This window comes from Streptomyces sp. NPDC127097 (assembly GCF_042724075.1).
Taxonomy (GTDB): domain Bacteria; phylum Actinomycetota; class Actinomycetes; order Streptomycetales; family Streptomycetaceae; genus Streptomyces.
This window is the reverse complement of the sequence record NZ_JBHXFI010000063.1, coordinates 23,450-43,135: the sequence shown is the minus strand read 5'-3', so window position 1 is coordinate 43,135 and position 19,686 is coordinate 23,450. Positions and strand designations below refer to the sequence as shown.

The following is a 19,686-nucleotide window of genomic DNA, read 5'->3' as shown; positions in this document are numbered from 1 at the left end:
GCGAAGCAGTCCGACAACACACCCCGGAGCCCCCGGCACCGCACCCCCACTCACCGGGGCCGTGGCCCACACCCCACCCCGCCGAAGGCGAAAACCCACCACGGCGGGAAAGCCGAAAACGCGGGAAGCCCCGCCCAAGGCGAAACGGCGGGAAAGCCGAAAACGCGGCAAGCCCCGCCCAAGGCGAAACCCACCACGGCGGGAAAGCCAAAAGCGCGGGAAGTCACCCCAAGCGCAGCTCCGCCGAAACACACTTCACACTCCCACCCCCCTTCAACAACTCCGTCAGATCCATCCCGATCGGCTCGTACCCCCGCTCCCGCAGCGGTGCGAAGAGCCCCACCGCCGCCTGGGGCAGCAGCACATGCCGCCCGTCGGACACCGCGTTCAGCCCGAACGCCGCCGCATCGGCCGGGCCGGCGATCAGCGCGTCGGGGAACAGCCGCGCCAGCACCGCCCGGCTCCCGGCGGAGAACGCGCCGGGGTAGTACATGACCTCCGCCCGGCCGCCCGGCTCCCCGCTGCCGGGGTCGAGCACGCACAGCGCCGTATCGAGGTGGTAGTAGCGCGGATCGACGAGATCGAGGCCGATCACCGGGCGGGCGAAGTACTCCTGGGCCTCCGCGTGGGACAGCGGGCTGCTGCGGAACCCGCGGCCGGCCAGCAGCAAGCACGCGGTGACCACGAAGTCGCCCTCGCCCTCGTTGACGTTCCGCGGCTCCCGCACCGCGGGGAACCCGTGACCGCGGTACCACTCGGCGTGCACCGCGGCCTCGCCGTGCCGCTCGGCGAAGGCGAACCGGGCACCGAGCACCCGGCCGTCCACCACGGTGGCGCCGTTGGCGGTGAAGACCATGTCGGGGAAGGCGGGGTGCGGCGGCAGCTCCTCGACGGTGTGGCCGAGCGCGCGGTAGCGGTCGCGCAGGTCCTCCCACTGGGTGTGGGCCAGCGCGAGATCCACGGGTTTGCCGGGGTTCATCCAGGGGTTGATGGAGTAGCTGACCCGGAAGTACGTGGGCGGGCACATCAGATAGCGGCGGGGGGTGGCGCTGCGCCGGGAGATACGCAAGGAGGACTCCTCACGGTGGGGCACTCGGGTCGGGTACGGAATCCCGTACGCGCTCCCAAATCGTCCACCGTGCGGAGCCCTCGTGCCGTGGGCCGTACACCGTTCGGGTGGCCCGCGGCGCAGCCCCCGGTCGCCGGGCGACCCGCCGGCCGGGGGCACCCCCGTACCGCGCCGGTCACCCCTTGCGGGCCCGCTCCTGGAACTTGCGCAGCAGCTCCTGGCGCCGGTCCTGTTCGGCCTTCCCCCGGCCGCCGTGGCCGGAGCCGCCGCCACGCAGGGCGCCCCGCGAGAGCTTGTTCCGGGTCCCCCCGACGCCGAGCATCCCGCCGGCATTTCCCTTGCTCATGGGATTCCCCTTCCTCCTGACCTGACGAGACGAACCGTCTCGCTCGACCTTCACTATGCACGAGACGTACCGTCTCGTCAAGACGATACGTCTCGCCTCCTCCCGGTTAGACTCCGCGGCATGGCGAACACATCGACCCCCGACTCCTCCCGCCGCAGCGAACGCTCCCGCCGCGCGATCTTCGATGCCGCCCTCGTGCTCGTCGGCGAGGTCGGCTACGACAAGCTCACGATCGAAGGCATCGCCTCCCGGGCCGGGGTCGGCAAGCAGACGATCTACCGTTGGTGGCCCTCCAAGGCCGCCGTGCTGCTCGACGCGTTCACCGCCGGGGTCGACGAGTACGACGCGAAGGGCCTGCCCGACACCGGCGATCTGGCCGCGGACCTCAAAACCGTGCTGCGGATCACCGCCGACGAATTCAACGACCCGGCGTTCCAGGCTCCCTACCGGGCCCTCGCGGCGGCCGGCGCGAACGACGAGGAGCTCTCCCGCACCTTCGTCGCCCGGCTGATGGAGCCCGGCACCCGGCTCTACATGGACCGGCTGCGGGCGGCCCAGGAAACCGGAGAGCTCGCCGCCGACCTCGATCTGCGGATCGCCGTCGAGATGCTGCTGAGTCCCTTCTCACAGCGCTGGCTGATGCGCACCGGCGAACTGACCCACGAGTACGTCGACACCCTCGTCGACCAGGTGCTGCGGGGACTGCGGCCGCGCGACTGAGCGGACGGCCGGCCGGGCTCCGGCGGCGCCGGTGTGCCGCCGTTGACCCGAATTGCCGGTATTCGCCCGCCCTTCGTTCACCCCGGATCCGCACACCGGTCACCCGAGGAGCAGGATGGTGGCAGCATTGATCCCAGACCACCGCTCGAAGTGAGGGGATAGATGGAACGCAAGAGCAGGTTCTCCCAGTGGCTGCGCCGGCCGAAGAGCGGATCGGACGGCGGCGATACGGACACGGGATCAGCGGCTGCGCGCAGCCGCGAGGACCTGCTGCTGGCGGCGGCCGACGCGGGATTCCCGGTGGCCCCGGCGGCGCATCCGTCCGGCTACGGCTGTTCCTGTGAACGCATCGGCTGTCCGACTCCCGGCCGGCACCCCGTCTCCTTCGGCTGGCAGACCGTCGCCACCACCGACCGCGACAAGGTCGCCGCCTGGGTCCGCACCCTCCCGCAGGCCAACTTCATCACCGCCACCGGCATCACCCATGACGTACTGGACGTCCCCGTCGAGGCGGGCCGCAGCGCCCTGGGGCGGCTGGACGCGGCGGGTATCGACGTCGGCCCGATCACCCTCAGCGGCGCCGGCTTCGGCGACGGCCGGATGCTCTTCTTCACCGCCACCCGCGGCACCCCGGACGACGAGGACGAGTGGTGGCCCTGCGAGCTGGACTGCCACCCCGAGACCATGGACGAGCATCCGGGGCTGCGCTGGCACTGCCGCGGCAGCTATGTGCTGCTGCCGCCCTCCACCCTGCCCGGCGACCAGCCCGCGGTGACCTGGCTGCGCGGCCCCGAACTCCCGCTGCCCGACCCGCTGACGCTGCTGGAGTCGCTCACCGACGCCTGCGCGGAGTTCAACGACCGCGAACCGCACCACCACGAGGCCCACGCCTGGCCGATCGGCCGCTGACCGGGCCCGCGCCCCGTCCGCGCACCCCCTTCACACGCCGAAGGGCCGCCGGGATCACCCCGGCGGCCCTTCGGCGTCTCCGCGGTCCGGCCGCGTGCGCTCTACCGCTACTGCGGCTCCACCGACGTCTTGCCCTCCCGCCGGTTCAGGACGACGACCTTGTCGCCGGAGCCCTTGGCCGGCACCGTGACCGCCTGGGAGGAGACGGTGGTGAAGTTCATCCGGTTGGTCTTCTTCTCCGGACCCACCACCAGGCCCCGCAGATTCGCCGGCACCCGGATCGTCGCCCCGGCGAACATCGTCTGCTGCTGGTGGTAGACGGTCGAGAAGAACACCAGCGCCCCGCCGTCCGTGGTCCGCAGCGCCACCGGCGGATGGCCCGAGGGGGAGTCCTGCCACTGGATGCGCGAACCGACCTGACGGGCGTCCTTGGCACGCCGTTCCCGCCAGCCGTCGGTCTGCGGACCGGGCGCGAACACGCTGCCCTCACCGGTGTTGAGATAGTCCGCGTAGGCCCGGCTCAGCTTGCCGGGAGCCACCGTCAGACCGGAGCCGGAGCCGGCCGGCACCGCCTCGGCGTAGCCGTCCTTCGTCTTCAGCTCCGGCGCCTTGTTGCCCGGGAACTGCGCGAAGTACACCGCGCGCCACTTCTCGTCGATGCCGTTGCGGCTGAACACCAGGAACCAGCGGGTGGGGTGGCCCTTGGCGTCCTTGCGGTTGCTGAGCGCGTCCGCGATGAAGTACTTCGGCCAGCCCGCCTGCTTGGGGACCGTGAAGCGCGGCTCCGTCAGCTCCAGCGCGGGGAATTGCGGATTGCCCTGCGGCCGGAGGGCGTGCGCCGCCTTTATCCCGGCCTGGTCGATCGCCAGCAGCGCGCCCGCCTCGAAGGAGGGGTTCCGCTTCGGGTCCAGCTCCCGGTAGGTCTGGTTGAAGCTGTCGGTGAAGCGGGTGAGGGCCTTGGCGCCCTCAGCCTTCGACACCGCCGGCAGCATCTCCCTCTCGCCGTGCACCGTCATGCACCCGCTCAGTATCACCAGCGCCGCCGCTGCCGACGTCAGTGTTACGGGCACCCGGAACGGCGACCTGCGTGTCATGGGGCTCGGGCTCCTTCGGGGCGACCGGGGCGGACGGGGCGGCCGCCGGGGTGGCACGATTCGGCGCAACCCTACCGGGGGCGAGGAAGAAGGCGAGGGTGGGGATCAGATACAGAGCCCACACCGTGACCTGAAGGACCGTCGGGTCCGGCTGGAAGTTGAAGACGCCCTTCAGCAGCGTCCCGTACCAGCTGTCGGCCGGGACCTGGGCGCTGATGTCGAACGCCCGGGTGGCCAGCCCCGGCAGGATGTCCGCCTCCTGGAGATCGTGGAAGCCGTACGCCAGCACGCCCGCCGCGACCACCACCAGCATGCCGCCGGTCCAGGTGAAGAACTTCGCCAGGTTGATCCGCACCGCGCCGCGGTAGAACAGCCAGCCCAGCAGCACCGCCGTCAGCAGCCCCAGCAGCGCCCCGACCAGCGGCCGTACGCCGTCGTTCGCGGACTGCGCGGCGGTCCAGATGAACAGCGCGGTCTCCAGGCCCTCGCGGCCCACCGACAGGAACGCGGTGACCACCAGCGCCACGGTGCCCATCTGGAGCGCCGCGTCCAGCTTGCCGTGCAGCTCCTGCTTCAGATGCCGCGCGGTGCGCCGCATCCAGAAGACCATCCACGTCACCAGGCCCACCGCGATGACCGACAGCGAACCGCCGAGCGCTTCCTGGGCCTCGAAGGTCAGCGTCTGCGAACCGAACTGGAGCGCCGCACCGAACGCGAACGACAGCACCACGGCGAGCGCGATACCGAGCCAGACCGGGCGCAGCGCCTCCCGCCTCCCGGTCTTGACCAGGTAGGCGATGAGAATGCAGACCACGAGGCTGGCTTCCAGGCCCTCGCGCAGACCGATCAGGTAGTTGCCGAACACGTCGGTTCCTTCCCTTCCTTCATGGAGTCGGCGACGGTCTCCGCCGCCGACGGTGGCACGGTGGATCAGGCGAACAGCGCCCGGCCCCACCAGTCGTCCGCGTTCCGGACGCCCGGCGGCACCGCGAAGACCGCGGAACCCACGTGCTGGATGTATTCGTTGAGTGCGTCGTTGGCCGCCAGCCGCTTCTGGAGCGGGACGAAGCCCTGGCGGACGTCCCGCTGGTAGGCGAGGAAGAACAGCCCCGCGTCCAGCCGGCCCAGCCCGTCCGTCCCGTCGGTGAAGGAGTAGCCGCGGCGCAGGATCCGCACCCCGCCGTTGGAGTCCGGATGCGCCAGGCGGACATGCGCGGTCGGCAGCATCGACTTCAGATGCGGGGTGTCCCGCTCGTTCTTCTTGCCGACCGGTGCGCCCTCGCCCTTGTTCCGGCCGAAGATGTCCTCCTGCTCCTGGAGCGAGGTGCGGTCCCAGGTCTCGATGTGCATCCGGATCCGGCGGGCGACGAGGTAGGAGCCGCCGGCCATCCAGCTCTCCTTGCCCTTCGCGTCGCCGTCCGCGACCCACACATGCTTGTCCAGCGCGGCGGAGTCGGTGCCCGCGAGGTTGTGGGTGCCGTCCTTGAAGCCGAACATGTTGCGCGGGGTCTGGGCGTCCGGCGTCGTGGAGGACGTCTTGCCGAAGCCCAGCTGCGACCAGCGGATCGCGACCTTGCCGAAGCCGATACGGGCCAGGTTGCGGATCGCGTGCACCGCGACCTGCGGGTCGTCCGCACACGCCTGGACGCACAGATCGCCGCCGCTGCGCGCCTTGTCGAGGTTGTCACCGGGGAACTGCGGCAGCTCGATCAGCGCCTCGGGCCGCCGGGCCTTGATGCCGAAGCGGTCCTTGCCGTCCTTCTCGAACAGCGTCGGGCCGATGCCGAAAGTGAGGGTGAGCCGGGACGGCGGCAGGCCGAGCGCCTCGCCGGTGTCGTCCGGCGGCGCCTCCGCCAGTCCGCCGACCGCGCCGTCGCCGACCGCGTCCCCCGCCGTCATCCGCGCCGCCGCCTTCGTCCACTCCTTGAGCAGCGCGATCAGCTCGTCGCGGTCGTCGGTCGTGACGTCGAACGCGGCGAAGTGCAGCCGGTCCTGGACGGCGGAGGCGATACCGGCCTGGTGGCTGCCGTGGAAGGCGATCGCGGAGCCCGCGGTCGCGTCCGCGCCGGCCGGCTGGGCGTCGCCGCCGGTGCGCAGCGCCGCCGCGGTACCGCCGGCCGCGACCGCACCGAGGGCCAGGCCCGCGCCGCCCCAGCCGAGCAGCGAACGCCGGGAGGGCGCCCGCCCTTCGGTGGTCTGCGCGGCCTCGCCGCCCTCGGTGGCGGAGTTCCCGGTGGACGTGTCGTCGTCGTGCGTCATCGTCTCCCCTTGCCTGGCGGCGGACTACTTGGCGCCGGCCACGGCGGCGGCCAGCTTGGACAGCGGCTCGGCCAGCGCGTTGACCCCGTCGGAGAGCCTCTTGCGCTCGCCCTTGTCGACCGTGTCGTACGAGGCGAAGCCGTCGGCGGAGTCGCTGTCGCGGTGCTCGTCGAGCAGGTCGCCGATCACCTTGAACTGCTTGTCCAGCTCCTTGGCGAGCGCCGGGTCGTTCTTGCCGACGACCGGCTTCAGCAGCTCGTAGGTCTTCTCGGCGCCCTCGACATTGGCGTGGAAGTCGAGCAGGTCGGTGTGGCTGTAGCGCTCTTCCTCACCGGTGACCTTGCCGGTGGCGACCTCGTCGAGCAGCTCCTTGGCACCGTTGGCCATGCTGGTCGGGGTGATCTCGGCCGTGCCGACCCGCTTCTGCCAGTCCTTCAGGTCGGTGATGAGCTGCCCGGCCAGCTTCTTGTCGTCCCCGGAGATCTTCTTCTCCTCCCACAGGGACTTCTCCAGCTTGTGCCAGCCGGTCCACTTCTGGCCCTTGTCCAGGCCGTCGGCGCGCACATCGACCTTGGGGTCGATGTCACCGAACGACTCGGCGACCGGCTCGGTGCGCTCCCAGCCGACCCGCGAGAGCGCATAGGTCTTCTTGGCGGCCTCGACATCGCCGTCCTTGACCGCGTCGGCGAACTTCTGCGCCGCCGGGAGGGTCTGGTCGGCCTGCTCCTGGACGTACTTGCGGTACGCGGCGACCGCGGCGTCCAGCTTGGGGCCGCGCTTGGCGGCCGTGCCCTTGCCGCCGGCGGTCACCTTCTGGCGGAGGCCGTCGCCCTTCATGCCCGGCTTGCAGGCGATTTCGTACGAACCGGCCTTGACCTCGGCGGTGATCTCCGTCCGGGTGCCGGGACCGATGTTCTCCCGCTCGGTCACGATCCGGTCGCCGGCCGCGTAGAGGTAGACCTCGGTGACCTTGGAGCCCTTGTTCTGCACCGCGAACCGGACATGTCCGGCGGGGAATTCCTTGGCGGAGAGCTCACAGCTGGTGTCGGTCGCGGTCACCTCGATGGTTCCCTTGCCGCTGCCCCCTTTGCCGTCGTTCTTCGCGGCGCAGCCGGAGACGGCGGTGACGGCCGTGGCTGCCGCGATGGCGGCGACGGCGGCGGGACGAAGGGCACGCATACAAAGCTCCAAGCGGGCTCGGATGTACGGAAACGGCGTACGGAACGATAGACAATGGCCGGGGTCGCCACTAAGGCGGCCCTAACTTAACCGAGGCTTACCTATTTCTGCCCGGCCTGGCGAGTGATCCCGCTCTCATGGACAACGGCCTGATTACGGATTGGCCCGCGCCCGGTCACGGAACCGCCATGCGCCGGTCAAGGTAAGGGGCCTCGTTCGCGAGGGTCCATGACCGTCGAAATCCGGCCACCGCCACCGGGCTCCTGTCGCCCCCTCCCGGCTCTGCTGTTCACTGGCCGGATGACCGATCTTGATGTGCTCCGGGTGTTCTGCGGACCGGACGGGGCCGGCGGCAACGCTCTGGGCGTGGTCCGCGACGGGGCCGCGCTCCCCGGCGCCGATGCCCGCGCCGCGCTCGCCGCCGAACTCGGCTTCAGCGAAACCGTCTTCCTCGACGACGCCGTCCGCGGCACCGTGGACATTCACACCCCCGGCGTCCGGCTCCCGTTCGCGGGCCATCCGCTGGTCGGTCTGGCCTGGCTGCTGCGGAGCCTGGGACGGCCGCCACGCACCCTGCGCCCGCCGGCCGGTGAGGTGGCGGTCGGCTTCGAGGGGGACGTGACCTGGGTGCGCGGTCGCGCGGAGTGGGTGACCGCCCGGACGACTAGGCGGTACGCCTCGGTGGCCGAGGTCGACGCGCTGCCCGCGCCGCCACCGGGCGAGGGCTGGCTCTACGCCTGGGCCTGGCAGGACGAGGCCGCGGGCGTGGTCCGGGCCCGGGGCTTCCCGCGCCGCGGCGCCGGTGTCGCCGAGGACGAGGCGACCGGCGCCGCCGCCATGCTGCTCACCCATGAGCTGGGCCGCCCGCTCGACATTCGCCAGGGCACCGGCTCGCGGATCCTCACCCGCACCCATTCCGACGGCACCATCGCCGTAGGGGGACGGGTGCGCCGCGCCGCCCCTTGACCCGGCGCGGCGGTCCCCCCGGAAGGCATCAACGAGCAGGCGTCCAGCGGCGGTTGAGGCAAAACGGCCGCCGACGGCAGTTGTGGCAGAAGGGACTTCGGCGACAGCAGGCGCGGAACGGGCGAACGGCCGCTACGCGCTCAGCGGGAACTGCTCGCCCAGCTCCCGGAAGACCGCACTGTTCAGCCGGAAGGCCCGCTTGCACTCCTCCACCACCCGCTGCTTCTCCAGGTCGTCCACGGGCAGCGCGTCCAGCAGCGCCCGGTACTCCCGCTTGAAGGCGGCGGGGTTGGGGATGTCCTCGAAGACGTAGAAGCGCACCCCGTCGCCCTTGCGGGCGAAGCCCCAGGTCTTCTCCGCGGTGCCACGGATGATCTGGCCGCCGGAGAGATCGCCGAGATAGCGGGTGTAGTGGTGGGCGACGAAACCGGCCGGCCAGTCTCGGGCGCAGGCCGCCACCCGGTCCGCGTAGGCCGCGGTGGCCGGCAGCGGCACCAGGCCGGTGCGCCAGGACGGCCCGCCGAGATGGGCGAGGTCGCGCTCCAGCGCGGCGGTGCGGGCCAGCTCGGGCCGGAGGAAGGGGCCCGCCACCGGATCCCCGGCGAGCGGCCCGGAGGCGCCTTCCAGCGCGCGGTAGACGAACCACAGCTGCTCGGTGTAGCGCCGGTAGGCCCGGACGCCGAGCCGGCCGCCGAGCAGATCGCTCATGAAGGAGGAGTTCTCGGCCTCCGTGTGCTGCTCGTGGGACGCGGTGCGGATCACCGTCGAAAACGGAGCGGACGGAGCGGAGGGGGCGGGCGGGGTCGGGCTGGACGTTTCCAAGGCGGACCTCCGGGGACCGAGGGCAGCGGACGGGAAGAGGCCGGCTCCGCCGAGCCGCCGAACTTAGGGTTACCTAACCCGCGGCCCGCGTCAACCGTTCCCGACGTCCTGTCGGTAACGAGCCTACCCCTGTTCCCGACGCGCTGTCGGTAAAGAGTGTCCCCGCTCCCGTCAGGGCAGCGTGAGGATCTCCGCCCCGGTGTCCGTGACCACCAGCGTGTGCTCGAATTGCGCGGTCCGCTTGCGGTCCTTGGTCACGACCGTCCAGCCGTCGTCCCACATGTCGTAGTCGTAGGACCCCAGCGTCAGCATCGGCTCGATCGTGAAGGTCATGCCGGGCTTGATGTCGGTGGTGTGGTGCGGGCTGTCGTAGTGCGGAACGATCAGGCCGGAGTGGAAGGAGGAATTGATGCCGTGGCCGGTGAAGTCACGGACCACTCCGTAGCCGAAGCGCTTGGCGTACGACTCGATGACCCGGCCGATGATGTTGATCTGCCGGCCCGGCTTGACGGCCTTGATCGCGCGGTTGAGCGCCTCCCGGGTGCGCTCGACCAGCAGCGTGGACTCCTCGTCCACGTCGCCGCACAGGTAGGTGGCGTTGTTGTCGCCGTGCACCCCGTTGATGTACGCGGTGACGTCCAGGTTCACGATGTCGCCGTCCTTGAGGACGGTCGAGTCCGGGATGCCGTGGCAGATGACCTCGTTGAGCGAGGAGCACAGCGACTTGGGGAAGCCGCGGTAGCCGAGCGTGGACGGGTAGGCGCCGTGATCACACATGAACTCATGGGCGACCCGGTCCAGTTCATCGGTGGTCACGCCCGGCGCGATCAGCTTGGCGGCCTCCGCCATCGCCTGCGCGGCGATCCGGCCGGCGATCCGCATCTTCTCGATCGTTTCGGCGTCCTGCACCTCGGGCCCCGTGTACGGGGTGGGCGCGTCCTTCCCGACGTACTCGGGGCGCGGGATCGAGGCGGGGACGGGGCGGGTGGGGGAGATCTTCCCCGGGGCAAGAAGCGACTGGCCAGACATGTCAGCGAGTGTATCCGCGGGCCGTCGGGCAGGATGGTGGCACGGGACATCCACAGGAGGCGGCAATGGCGCTGTTCAAGAGGCGTACGGTCGGCAAACAGGGCGAGTGGTACTACTGCCTCAAGCACGGGACGGTCGAAGAGGGGCCCGAGTGCCGCGCCGCCGACCGCTTCGGCCCGTATGCCACCCGCGAGGAGGCGGCGCACGCCATGGAGACCGCCCGCGAGCGGAATCTGGAGTGGGAGACCGACCCGAAGTGGCATGACATGGACGCGGACAAGGGGAAGACCGGCGCGGAGGGCGACTAGGGGGGGCCGGGGCCGCAGGGGCCTCCTGGCCGGCCCGCAGGGACCTCGGCCGGCCCGCAGGGACCTCGGCCGGCTCGCGGGTGGGGCGGAAAGCTACCAGCGGGGTGGTGGCGGGGCGGTCAGCTGATCGGCGAGGCGGGCCAGACGGTCGCGGAAGCGGCGGCGGCCGCGGGGGGCGGGCAGGCTGTTCTCCCCGGCGGCCGCGCTCACCAGATGCTGGACGGTGTCCAGGTCGAGGTCCGGCGAGGCCCCGGCGGCCGCGCCGGGCGGGGCCGGGGGTGCGGCGAGCGCGTCATGGGCCAGGGCGTGCAGATCGCGGTCGCCGTCGTCCAGGGCGAGCACCGTGGCGCCGTTCCGGCGGGCGTCGTGCACCCGCTCCAGCAGCTCGGCCCCCGGCTGCCCCGGCGCCACGACCAGCAGCGTCTCGCCCCGCCCGGCCGCCTCCAACCGGCCCAGTCCGACCGCCAGATGGGCCGGTGCCCCGCCCGGGACACGGTGCCGCACCAGGGTCGGTGACAGCTCCGGCAGCCCCGACCAGGCGGCCTCGTCGTCCAGATGCGCGGCCAGATGCCAGGGCTCGTACGCGGCGCTGCCGACCAGCAGCAGCCCGCCCCCGTGCGGGACGACGGCGCCCCGCAGCGCCCCGGCGAAGCGGCGGGTGGCCTGAATCCACTCGGTCCCCGCGAGGACCTCACGCAGCAATGCGACCCGTACGGCATCCATGCTCCGCAATGGTGCCGCAGCACGGCCCCTTTCGGTTGCCGTTTCAACCGGTGTCACCCGTACGGGACTTGGGGGTGTGCGGGGCGCCGGCGGGGGCCCATCCGGGGCAATGGCCGCGCGGCGCCGCGGAGAGCCGATCGGGCTGCTCTTAACTGTGGGCCATGCCCACATTTCCCACACGCCGGAGGAAAGGCGCGGCGAATGCTTCCGCACGCGGCATGAAAGGTGCGTGGCATTCCCTGCCGTCCCTCTGGAGCAAGGCATTTCAGCGCCGGAGCCGGGTGCAGCTGCTCTGCGCTGTCCTCGTCTTCGAAGCCCTGCTGTTTTCCGGCAGTGCCATCTATGATGTGATCAAGTATCCGCGTGAACAGGTTGTTTCCGCGGTGCTTCGGATCGTGATTGCCATCCTGAACGGGATCGCTGCCTGGCGTGTCTTCCAGGAGCTCAAGAAGACGTTTCAGCGGCATCGCCGAAGCGGTGAGGTGAATGCATGGCGGGAGCCGGTCGTGCTGGTGGCCCAGGCTTCCTCCATTCCCATGCTCTTCATTCCCATCTGGGTCGAGATCTACAGTCCCATTCACGATGAATTCTGGGACCTGCTGGTGACGGTTGTCGCGTTTTTATTGGTCGCTTTCGCGGTGGCGGTCATCGTCCGTGCCTTCGCCTTCGATCACATTGAGCTGTCGAAGGTCGGAACGGCGGCCATTGCCTTGCTGCCCTTGGCGGGAGTGATCCAGTTCTGGTACATGAACTTCTACAAGCCGACCCATGACAGCCCTCGCGTGAGTGTGACCTCGCGGCTCACTGAGCTGGGGCACTCTCGCGGTGTCTCGCACCTGCGGGGAGAAATCACCCTCCACAACGAAGGGTCGGCGCCCGCCGATGTTCTCGGTGCCATGTATACGGTGCGCGGCTACCATATGCAGTCGGCCGAGGGGATGTCCGCACAGACGGTGGTCGACAAGCTGGACGGGGCCACCGCGAACCAAACGCACCTCGGTAAGTACGTCATGCTCTTGACGTTCGACGATGTCATGCAGTCCGGCGAAATCCTGATGCCGGGGCAGAAGTGGTACAAATCATTTGTGTTCGATGCGCGCGGCGACAAGCAGGACATGGTTCGCCTCGTGGTCCATCTCTCGACGCTGACACATACCGGCGACTCGACAACGTCCGCCACCTGTAGCGGAAAGTTTTCCCTGGAAATCGCTCCGGCGGCGCCGGGGAGTGCTAAGTGCACCCAGACCAGGTTGCCTTCGCAGAGTCTGATGCGCATGGTGCTCGGCGACCAGCCGATCGCTCGTACGATCAGATTCTTCCCGTCGAAGGTGACGGAGGCGCAGAAGAGGCTGCTGGCGAAATCGCAGCTGAGGGCGAACAGGAAGGAGCGGATGGCGTCTTTGTATACGCGATTCCAGTCCGCCGACCATCAATTCAAGGGCAGGCCGGATCAGTTCAAGAAGGAGGAGAAGGAGGCGGAAGCGATCGACGCCCTGGTGCGGGACCAGAACACGGAGAGCATCGCCGAGATGCGGGTGGATCCCTAGGGAGTGTTCGCGCCGCCCCGCTTCAGCAGGCCCGCCTCCGTGAGCCGACGTCCTACCTCTGCCACGGCGTCGTCGCTCAGCGGGCGTTGGGGAAAGGCGGTGGCGCTCCGGTCGATCACGCCGAGGAGGTGGAGTGCCGCCTTGAAGGCGCCCAGGGCGGAGGAGCTGCGGCCCATCTCGGTCTCCGGGCCGACGTCGACCAGGGAGAAGAGGGTGACCAGGCGTTCCTGTTCGGCGGCGGCCTGTTCCCAGTCGCCGGCCCGGGCGGCGTCGTAGAGGCGTACGTAGGCCGCCGGGTCGACATTGCCGATACCGGGGACGACGCCGTCGGCACCCGCCAACAGGGCGGCGTCCACAGTGAGTTCGGAACCCGTGAGCACCGAGAAGCCGGGGGCGGGACCGGTGCGCCGGGCGGTGCGGCCGCCGAGCGCGGTGAGCAGACGGCGCAGCGAGCCCTCGTCGCCGCTGCTGTCCTTGAGCCCGGCGAGCGTGCCGTCCTCGGCCAGCTCGCGCACCAGCGACGGGGACAGCTTGCTGTGGACGGCGACGGGGATGTCGTAGGCGAACAGGGGGAGGTCCACGGCCGTGCGCAGATGGCGGAAGTGGGCGGCGATCTCCCGGGGGTGGGTGCGGGTGTAGAAGGGCGCGGTGGCGACCAGGGCGTCGGCGCCCAGCGCGGCGGCGGTCCGGGCGTGGTCGAGCACCCGGGGGGTGGTGGTGTCGATGACCCCGGCGAGCACCGGGACCCGGCCGTCCGCGGCCTTGATGACGGCCTCCAGGGCGGTGCCGCGCTGGGCGTCGGTGAGGTAGGCGACCTCGCTGGTGGAGCCGAGCGCGAACAGGCCGTGCACGCCGCCGTTGACGAGGTGGTTCACCAGACGCGTCAGAGAGGCGGTGTCGATCTCGCCGCGCGGGTCCAGCGGGGTGCAGACCGGCGGGATGACGCCGTGCAGGGGGGCGGGCAGTGCCATGGGGGCTCCGGGCTCCGATCGGACAGGACATGGGATGTCCTATGTCGAGCACAATAGACCTGTTCACAGGCGGTCGGTCAAGGATCAGCGGTCACGGCGGGGCAGGTGGCGGAGGGCCGGCGGCACGGCAGACGCGGGAGCGGGAGAGGGAGATCCATGGCGCGAGGGACGATGTCCGAGGATGTGCAGGCCCAGATCAAGCAGCTGATCCTGAAGGGCCGGCTGACGCCGGGGGATCCGCTGCCCACCGAGGCCGAGCTGGTCGCCCTGCTCGACGTCAGCCGCAACTCGGTGCGCGAGGCGCTCAAGGCGCTCCAGGCCATGCGCATCGTGGAGATCCGGCACGGCTTCGGCACCTATGTCGGCCCGCTCACCCTGGAGCCGTTCGTCGAGGGCGTCGCCTTCCGTGCCGCGGTCCGCCACCACCAGGGCGAGCCGAGCCTGTACGAGCTGATGGAGGTCCGTGAGGCGCTGGAGGCGGGCCTGATCGGCGCGGTCGCCCGCAATCTGCCCGCCGAGGATCTCGCCGTCCTCAAGGGGCTGGTGCAGCGGATGGCGGAGGAGGCGCGCGGCGGGCAGGTGCAGAGCGCCACCGACCGGGCCTTCCACCTCGCCCTGTACCGCTCGCTGGGCAACCATCTGCTGAGCGAGGTGCTGGACGCGTTCTGGGCGGCGCTGCGGCGGGTGCGGGAGGACTTCTCCGACGACCGGCCCGATCCGGTGGTGACGCACCGCCAGCACCAGGAGATCGTGGACGCGTTGGAGGCGGGCGACGGCGACCGCGCCGTGAAGGCCATACACCGGCACTTCGACGGCATCCGGCGGCGGCTGTCCGAGCAGTGACCTAGGGGGTGCCGCTTGGATCATGGCACCGGTGCGGGCGTGACCGATCCCGTTCACCGGGATGTCACCCGGTGTCGGGGTGCCCGTCGCCGGCACGGAAAGGTGTCATGTGGGCCGTCTTGACGGCCAGTTGGGCACTCCCTATGGTCGCCGCAGGACGAGGGACATCCTACGTCCTTGCCCATTGGGGGTGACCCATGGCGTACGAGAGCCCAGTGCCGTACCGGGCCGGGACCGAGGGGTGCACCAGCTTCCGGATCCCCGCCGTGGTCCGGGCGCGCTCCGGGGTCCTCCTTGCCTTCACCGAGGGCCGGGTCTCCTCGCCCGCCGACTCCGGCACCCTCCACCTCGTCCTCAAACGGTCCGCGGACGGCGGCCGTACCTGGGGCCCCCTCCAGGCCGTCGCCCGCAACGGCACCGGCACCGCGGGCAACCCCGCACCGGTCGTCCTCGACAGGGGGTCCCCCCGCGCGAGCGAAGCCGAGCGTGGGGGAAGACCGCACACACCGTCTCCGGGCTCCCGGCCGGCTACTCCGACCTCGTCCGCCTCGACCGCGACAGCGTCGGACTGCTCTACGAGACGGGCGACTTCAGCGCCTACTCGACGATCACCTTCCGCCGCATCCCCGTGGAGGAGCCGACATGGCCAGCAATCCCCTGCACCGCAGAACGGTCCTGGGCGGGGCGGCCGCCCTCGCCGCCGGCTTCGCGCTCGCCGGCTGCGGCGACGGCGACGACGGCCGGGCACCCGAGGAGCGCAAGAAGGGGCAGAAGATCAGCCTGACCTTCTGGTCCTGGGTGCCGGGCATCGACAAGCCCGTCGACCTGTGGAACCGCAAGCACCCGGACGTCCAGGTCAAGGTCGAGAAGGTGTCGGCCGTCAACGGCCAGCAGTACGCGAAGATGCACGCCGCCATCAAGGCCGGCAACCCGCCCGACCTCGGCCAGATCGAATTCCCGGTGGTCCCCAGCTTCCTGCTCGACAACGGGCTGCTGGACCTCGCCCCGCTCGGCGCCGCCCGTCACAAGGACAAGTTCTCCGGCTGGCAGTGGCAGCAGTCCGTCTTCGGCAAAAGCCTCTACGCCATCCCGCAGGCGTCCGGACCGATGGGCCTGTTCCTGCGCCAGGACCTCTTCGACAGGTGGGACGTGCCGACCCCGCGGACCTGGGACGAGTACGAGACCGCCGCCAAGGCCGTCCGCAAGAAGGGCGCCTGGATCGAGACCTTCGCGCCCACCAACGGCAACCGCTTCGCCGGCCTCGCCTGGCAGGCCGGCGCCAAGTGGTACCGGACGCAGGGCGACACCTGGATCGTGCACCTCGACGACGAACCCACCCGCCGGGTCGCCGACTACTGGGAGTCCCTGGTCCGGCGGAAGCTCGTCAAGACCATCCCGGACCGGCAGAACGCCTGGTACAAGGACCTCCAGACCGGCGCCATCCCGGCCTGGGTGGGCGCCAGTTGGGGCGACGCCCTGCTGGTCGGCAACGCGCCGGGCACCAAGGGGAAGTGGCGGGCCGCACCGCTGCCGCAGTGGAAGGCGGGCGAGCAGGCATGCGCCAACTGGGGCGGCTCGACCACCGCCGTCTTCGCCAAGGCCCGCTACCCCAAGGACGCCCTGGACTTCGCCGTCTGGCTCAACACCGACCCGGACTCGATCAAGCTGCTGATCGACGGCGGCTACGGCTTCCCCAGCGCCAAGAAGGGGTACGCCACCACGGACCTCGACGTCGACAAGGACTTCTTCGGCGGCCAGGCGTACAGCAAGGTCTTCGCGGACGCCGGCGCGCATGTCGACACCAGCTGGCGGTGGGGACCCGGCGTGGACACCCTCTACCAGCGGCTCGGCGACGCCTTCACCGACGCGCTCGCCGACGGCAGCTCCTTCCGCTCGGTCCTGGCCAAGGTGCAGGGCCAGACCCTCGCCGACCTCAAGGGCAAAGGTCTGAAGGTGGAGAGCGGATGAACCGGGAGGTGCTGAGCCGGGACACCCCGGGCCGGCCGGCGGCGGTCACCCCGCGGCCGGCCCGCCGGAGCCGCCGCGGACCCCGGCGCCGCGCCTCCCGCGCCGAGGCCCGCAACGCCCGCGCCGCGACCGCGTTCGTGCTGCCCTTCTTCGCCCTCTTCGGCCTCTGCTTCCTCGCCCCGATCGGCTACGCCCTCCACCAGAGCCTGTTCACGACCGAACGGACCGGCCCGCTCGGCCTCGGCGGCCAGGAGCACGAGGTCTTCGCGGGCCTCGCCAACTACGCCCAGGCGCTCGCCGACGACCGGTTCCTGACCGGCTTCGGCCGGGTGCTGCTCTTCGGCGTCGTGCAGATCCCGCTGATGATCGCGCTCGCCACCGCCCTGGCCCTGCTGCTGGAGAGCGCGAGCGCCCGCGCCGTCCCGTTCTTCCGCAGCGCCTTCTTCCTGCCGTACGGCGTGCCCGGCGTGATCGCCTCGATCCTGTGGGGCTTCCTGTACGTACCGGGCATCAGCCCGCTGGTGAAGATCGCCGGCGCGGTGGGCTGGGACCTCGACTTCCTCTCCCGCGGCACCGTCCTGTGGTCCCTCGCCAACATCGTCACCTGGCAGTTCACCGGCTACAACATGCTGGTGCTGATCGCGCAGCTCAAGGCCGTACCGGGGGAGTTGTACGAGGCCGCCCGGATCGACGGGGCGAGCGCCTGGCAGGTCGCCCGGCACATCAAACTCCCGCTGATCCGGCCGGCGTTGGTGCTCACCGGTGTCTTCAGCATCATCGGCACCCTCCAGCTGTTCGCCGAACCCATGGTGCTGCGCCCGCTGGCCTCCTCCATCGACTCCGGCTTCACCCCCAACCTGCACGCCTACAGCGAGGCGTTCGTCGGCAACAACCAGCATGCGGCGGCGGCCGAGGCGGTATTGCTCGCGCTGGTGGCCTGCGTACTGTCCTTCGGCTTTCTGCGGCTGGTCGGCGGACGCGGGAAGGAGCACGGATGACCCGGCCCCCGGTCCGCTACCGGATCATCACCGCCTCCCTGCTGACCGTCGCCGCGCTCTACTTCCTGGTGCCCGTCTACTGGCTGGCCGTCTCCGCCACCAAGAACAGCGCCGACCTCTTCGGCACCTTCGGCTTCTGGTTCTCCGACCATCCGCGCCCCCTCGCGTACCTCCTCGACGTCCTCACCTACGACCACGGCAGCTACGCCCGCTGGTTCGCCAACTCGCTCCTCTACGCCGGGGCCGGCGCGGTCTGCGCCACCCTGCTGTCCGCCGCGGCCGGTTATGCGCTGGCGAAGTTCCCGTTCCGCGGCCGGGAGGCGCTGTTCAACGTGGTGCTCGCCGGGGTGCTGATCCCCGGCACGGCCCTGGCCCTGCCGCTCTACTTCCTCTTCAGCGCGATCGGACTGGCCAACACCTACTGGGCGGTGCTGATCCCCGGCATGGTCAGCCCGTTCGGCGTCTATCTGTGCCGGATCTACGCGGCTGCCGCGGTCCCCGACTCGCTGCTGGAGGCGGCCCGGATCGACGGCGCCGGGGAGGCCCGGATCTTCGGCGGGCTCGGGCTGCGGCTGATGACCCCGGCGCTGGTCACCGTCTTCCTCTTCCAGTTCGTCCACATCTGGAACAACTACTTCCTGCCGCTGGTGATGCTCTCGGACTCCGGCCTCTACCCGATCCAGCTGGGCCTGACCTCCTGGACCGGCTACGCGGACCGCCAACCGGTGCTCTACCAGTACACGGTGGGCGGCGCGTTCCTGTCCGTGGTGCCGCTGATGGTGCTGATGACGGTGCTCCAGCGGTACTGGCGTACGGGGCTGACCGAGGGGAGCGTGAAGGCGTGAGGGGGCCGGATCGCTGTCGAGGGCATGCCCGGCTCGCCGTCGGGGCGTGACAGTATCGCTGTCATGACTACTTCTGACGCTTCCCGGTCCCCGAACGCCGCGACCCGTGCGAAGGCCGCCCTCCAGCGCGACCCCTGGGACCTCCCGGACGTCTCCGGCCTGGTGGTCGGCGTCCTCGGCGGCACCGGCGACCAGGGCCGCGGCCTGGCCTACCGGCTGGCCAGGGCCGGCCAGAAGGTGATCATCGGTTCCCGGGCCGCCGAGCGCGCGCTGACCGCCGCCGGGGAGCTCGGCCTGGGCATCGAGGGCGCGGAGAACGCCGAATGCGCCCGGCGCAGCGATGTCGTGATCGTCGCGGTGCCCTGGGAGGGCCATGCCAAGACCCTTCAGGCGCTCCGCGACGAGCTGGACGGCAAGCTCGTCATCGACTGCGTCAACCCGCTCGGCTTCGACAAGAAGGGCGCCTACGCGCTGAAGCCGGAGGAGGGCAGCGCCGCCGAGCAGGCCGCGGCCCTGCTGCCCGGGGCCCGGGTCACCGCCGCGTTCCACCATCTGTCCGCGGTGCTGCTCCAGGACCCGGAGGTCGAGCAGATCGACACCGATGTGATGGTGCTCGGCGAGTCCCGCGCCGACACCGATGTGGTGCAGGCGCTCGCCGCCCGTATCCCCGGTATGCGCGGTGTCTTCGCCGGCCGACTGCGCAACGCCCACCAGGTCGAGTCGCTGGTCGCCAACCTGATCTCGGTCAACCGCCGCTACAAGGCCCACGCGGGGCTGCGGGTCACGGACGTCTGAGGGGGAGGAGGGGGAGGGGGCGGGGGAGCGCCGGCATGGGGGACACTGGGGAGGTCCGACCACTCCCGACAGGAGCCGCCCCCATGTCCCTCTTGCCCCCGCCCGGCCCGGCCCGGCGACTCGCCCTGATGGCCCTCGCCGTGTGCGTCCTCTCCGTCGCCGCGGCGGTCGTCGCCTTCGTGGAGGGCAGCTTCGTCGGCGTCGTCTGGATCCTGCTGGCGGGCATCTCCAGCAACATGGCGTGGTTCTACCTCCGCAAGGCGAAGATCCAGCGGTCCGGGGCAGCCGGCTGAGG

At 70.7% G+C, this 19,686-nt stretch carries 21 protein-coding genes and 1 pseudogene; 12 read left to right on the top strand and 10 right to left on the bottom strand.

Features of this window, described 5'->3' with window-relative positions; all coding sequences use genetic code 11:
- Positions 1-223: 223 nt before the first annotated feature.
- Both ddaH and ACFWJW_RS32315 read right to left on the bottom strand, forming a co-directional pair.
- The gene (gene ddaH / locus ACFWJW_RS32320; RefSeq protein ID WP_387247806.1) at positions 224-1,069 is read right to left on the bottom strand and encodes a dimethylargininase; all 846 of its coding nucleotides are present in this window, start codon (positions 1,067-1,069) and stop codon (positions 224-226) included.
- Between the two features lie 175 nt (positions 1,070-1,244).
- Positions 1,245-1,415 carry a DUF6243 family protein gene (locus ACFWJW_RS32315; RefSeq protein ID WP_387247804.1) on the bottom strand — a complete coding sequence of 57 codons (171 nt, stop codon included), beginning with the start codon at positions 1,413-1,415 and terminating at the stop codon, positions 1,245-1,247.
- A gap of 120 nt (positions 1,416-1,535) precedes the next feature.
- Here ACFWJW_RS32315 and ACFWJW_RS32310 point away from each other — a divergent pair, with 120 nt between their 5' ends.
- Together ACFWJW_RS32310 and ACFWJW_RS32305 are read left to right on the top strand one after the other, a co-directional pair.
- Positions 1,536-2,135, top strand: coding sequence for a TetR/AcrR family transcriptional regulator (locus tag ACFWJW_RS32310; RefSeq protein WP_387247802.1), 600 nt, complete (start codon positions 1,536-1,538; stop codon positions 2,133-2,135).
- Positions 2,136-2,297: 162 nt separating this feature from the next.
- Complete coding sequence (locus tag ACFWJW_RS32305) at positions 2,298-3,044, top strand: bifunctional DNA primase/polymerase (protein ID WP_042154160.1); 747 nt, start codon at positions 2,298-2,300, stop codon at positions 3,042-3,044.
- Positions 3,045-3,151: 107 nt separating this feature from the next.
- On the opposite strand, the gene ACFWJW_RS32300 is transcribed toward ACFWJW_RS32305, so the two are convergent.
- The 4 genes from ACFWJW_RS32300 to efeO form a co-directional block, all read right to left on the bottom strand.
- Positions 3,152-4,024, bottom strand: coding sequence for a hypothetical protein (locus ACFWJW_RS32300; RefSeq protein WP_387247800.1), 873 nt, complete (start codon positions 4,022-4,024; stop codon positions 3,152-3,154).
- Positions 4,011-5,003: an iron uptake transporter permease EfeU gene (efeU, locus tag ACFWJW_RS32295; protein WP_387247797.1), complete on the bottom strand. Its 993-nt coding sequence runs from the start codon at positions 5,001-5,003 to the stop codon at positions 4,011-4,013. The genes ACFWJW_RS32300 and efeU overlap by 14 nt, the downstream gene beginning before the upstream one ends.
- Before the next feature lie 65 nt (positions 5,004-5,068).
- Complete coding sequence (efeB, locus tag ACFWJW_RS32290; RefSeq protein ID WP_387247794.1) at positions 5,069-6,397, bottom strand: iron uptake transporter deferrochelatase/peroxidase subunit; 1,329 nt, start codon at positions 6,395-6,397, stop codon at positions 5,069-5,071.
- Positions 6,398-6,421: 24 nt separating this feature from the next.
- Complete coding sequence (gene efeO / locus ACFWJW_RS32285) at positions 6,422-7,576, bottom strand: iron uptake system protein EfeO (RefSeq protein WP_387247792.1); 1,155 nt, start codon at positions 7,574-7,576, stop codon at positions 6,422-6,424.
- 300 nt (positions 7,577-7,876) lie between these two features.
- Here efeO and ACFWJW_RS32280 point away from each other — a divergent pair, with 300 nt between their 5' ends.
- The gene (locus ACFWJW_RS32280) at positions 7,877-8,542 is read left to right on the top strand and encodes a PhzF family phenazine biosynthesis protein (protein WP_387247790.1); all 666 of its coding nucleotides are present in this window, start codon (positions 7,877-7,879) and stop codon (positions 8,540-8,542) included.
- 132 nt (positions 8,543-8,674) lie between these two features.
- Here ACFWJW_RS32280 and ACFWJW_RS32275 read toward each other — a convergent pair whose 3' ends face one another.
- Both ACFWJW_RS32275 and map read right to left on the bottom strand, forming a co-directional pair.
- Complete coding sequence (locus ACFWJW_RS32275) at positions 8,675-9,364, bottom strand: heme oxygenase (biliverdin-producing) (protein ID WP_387247788.1); 690 nt, start codon at positions 9,362-9,364, stop codon at positions 8,675-8,677.
- Positions 9,365-9,535: 171 nt separating this feature from the next.
- A complete protein-coding gene (map, locus tag ACFWJW_RS32270) occupies positions 9,536-10,393 on the bottom strand; it encodes a type I methionyl aminopeptidase (protein WP_006605980.1) in 858 nt (285 codons plus the stop codon).
- 65 nt (positions 10,394-10,458) lie between these two features.
- Between map and ACFWJW_RS32265 the strand changes: the two genes are divergently transcribed.
- Positions 10,459-10,701, top strand: a complete 243-nt coding sequence (locus ACFWJW_RS32265) for a hypothetical protein (RefSeq protein ID WP_387247786.1) — start codon at positions 10,459-10,461, stop codon at positions 10,699-10,701.
- 93 nt (positions 10,702-10,794) lie between these two features.
- On the opposite strand, the gene ACFWJW_RS32260 is transcribed toward ACFWJW_RS32265, so the two are convergent.
- Positions 10,795-11,424 (bottom strand): hypothetical protein, encoded by a 630-nt coding sequence (locus tag ACFWJW_RS32260; RefSeq protein WP_387247784.1) that lies wholly within the window; start codon positions 11,422-11,424, stop codon positions 10,795-10,797.
- Between the two features lie 161 nt (positions 11,425-11,585).
- Here ACFWJW_RS32260 and ACFWJW_RS32255 point away from each other — a divergent pair, with 161 nt between their 5' ends.
- Positions 11,586-12,971, top strand: coding sequence for a hypothetical protein (locus ACFWJW_RS32255; RefSeq protein ID WP_387247783.1), 1,386 nt, complete (start codon positions 11,586-11,588; stop codon positions 12,969-12,971).
- Here ACFWJW_RS32255 and ACFWJW_RS32250 read toward each other — a convergent pair.
- Positions 12,968-13,942 (bottom strand): dihydrodipicolinate synthase family protein, encoded by a 975-nt coding sequence (locus tag ACFWJW_RS32250; protein ID WP_387247781.1) that lies wholly within the window; start codon positions 13,940-13,942, stop codon positions 12,968-12,970. The genes ACFWJW_RS32255 and ACFWJW_RS32250 overlap by 4 nt on opposite strands.
- Before the next feature lie 156 nt (positions 13,943-14,098).
- Here ACFWJW_RS32250 and ACFWJW_RS32245 point away from each other — a divergent pair, with 156 nt between their 5' ends.
- The 7 genes and pseudogenes from ACFWJW_RS32245 to ACFWJW_RS32215 all read left to right on the top strand — a co-directional run bounded on the left by ACFWJW_RS32245 (position 14,099) and on the right by ACFWJW_RS32215 (position 19,684).
- On the top strand, positions 14,099-14,785 hold the full coding sequence (locus tag ACFWJW_RS32245; RefSeq protein WP_387247779.1) for a FadR/GntR family transcriptional regulator: 687 nt from the start codon (positions 14,099-14,101) through the stop codon (positions 14,783-14,785).
- Positions 14,786-14,982: 197 nt separating this feature from the next.
- A pseudogene (locus tag ACFWJW_RS32240) lies at positions 14,983-15,246 on the top strand (exo-alpha-sialidase); the annotation flags it as partial.
- Between the two features lie 181 nt (positions 15,247-15,427).
- Positions 15,428-16,753 carry an ABC transporter substrate-binding protein gene (locus ACFWJW_RS32235; protein WP_387247777.1) on the top strand — a complete coding sequence of 442 codons (1,326 nt, stop codon included), beginning with the start codon at positions 15,428-15,430 and terminating at the stop codon, positions 16,751-16,753.
- Positions 16,750-17,751: a carbohydrate ABC transporter permease gene (locus ACFWJW_RS32230; RefSeq protein WP_387247810.1), complete on the top strand. Its 1,002-nt coding sequence runs from the start codon at positions 16,750-16,752 to the stop codon at positions 17,749-17,751. The genes ACFWJW_RS32235 and ACFWJW_RS32230 overlap by 4 nt, the downstream gene beginning before the upstream one ends.
- Positions 17,748-18,596, top strand: coding sequence for a carbohydrate ABC transporter permease (locus tag ACFWJW_RS32225; protein WP_387247775.1), 849 nt, complete (start codon positions 17,748-17,750; stop codon positions 18,594-18,596). The genes ACFWJW_RS32230 and ACFWJW_RS32225 overlap by 4 nt, the downstream gene beginning before the upstream one ends.
- A 63-nt stretch (positions 18,597-18,659) precedes the next feature.
- A complete protein-coding gene (gene npdG / locus ACFWJW_RS32220; protein ID WP_387247773.1) occupies positions 18,660-19,391 on the top strand; it encodes an NADPH-dependent F420 reductase in 732 nt (243 codons plus the stop codon).
- 83 nt (positions 19,392-19,474) lie between these two features.
- On the top strand, positions 19,475-19,684 hold the full coding sequence (locus ACFWJW_RS32215) for a hypothetical protein (protein WP_042154130.1): 210 nt from the start codon (positions 19,475-19,477) through the stop codon (positions 19,682-19,684).
- Positions 19,685-19,686: the final 2 nt, after the last annotated feature.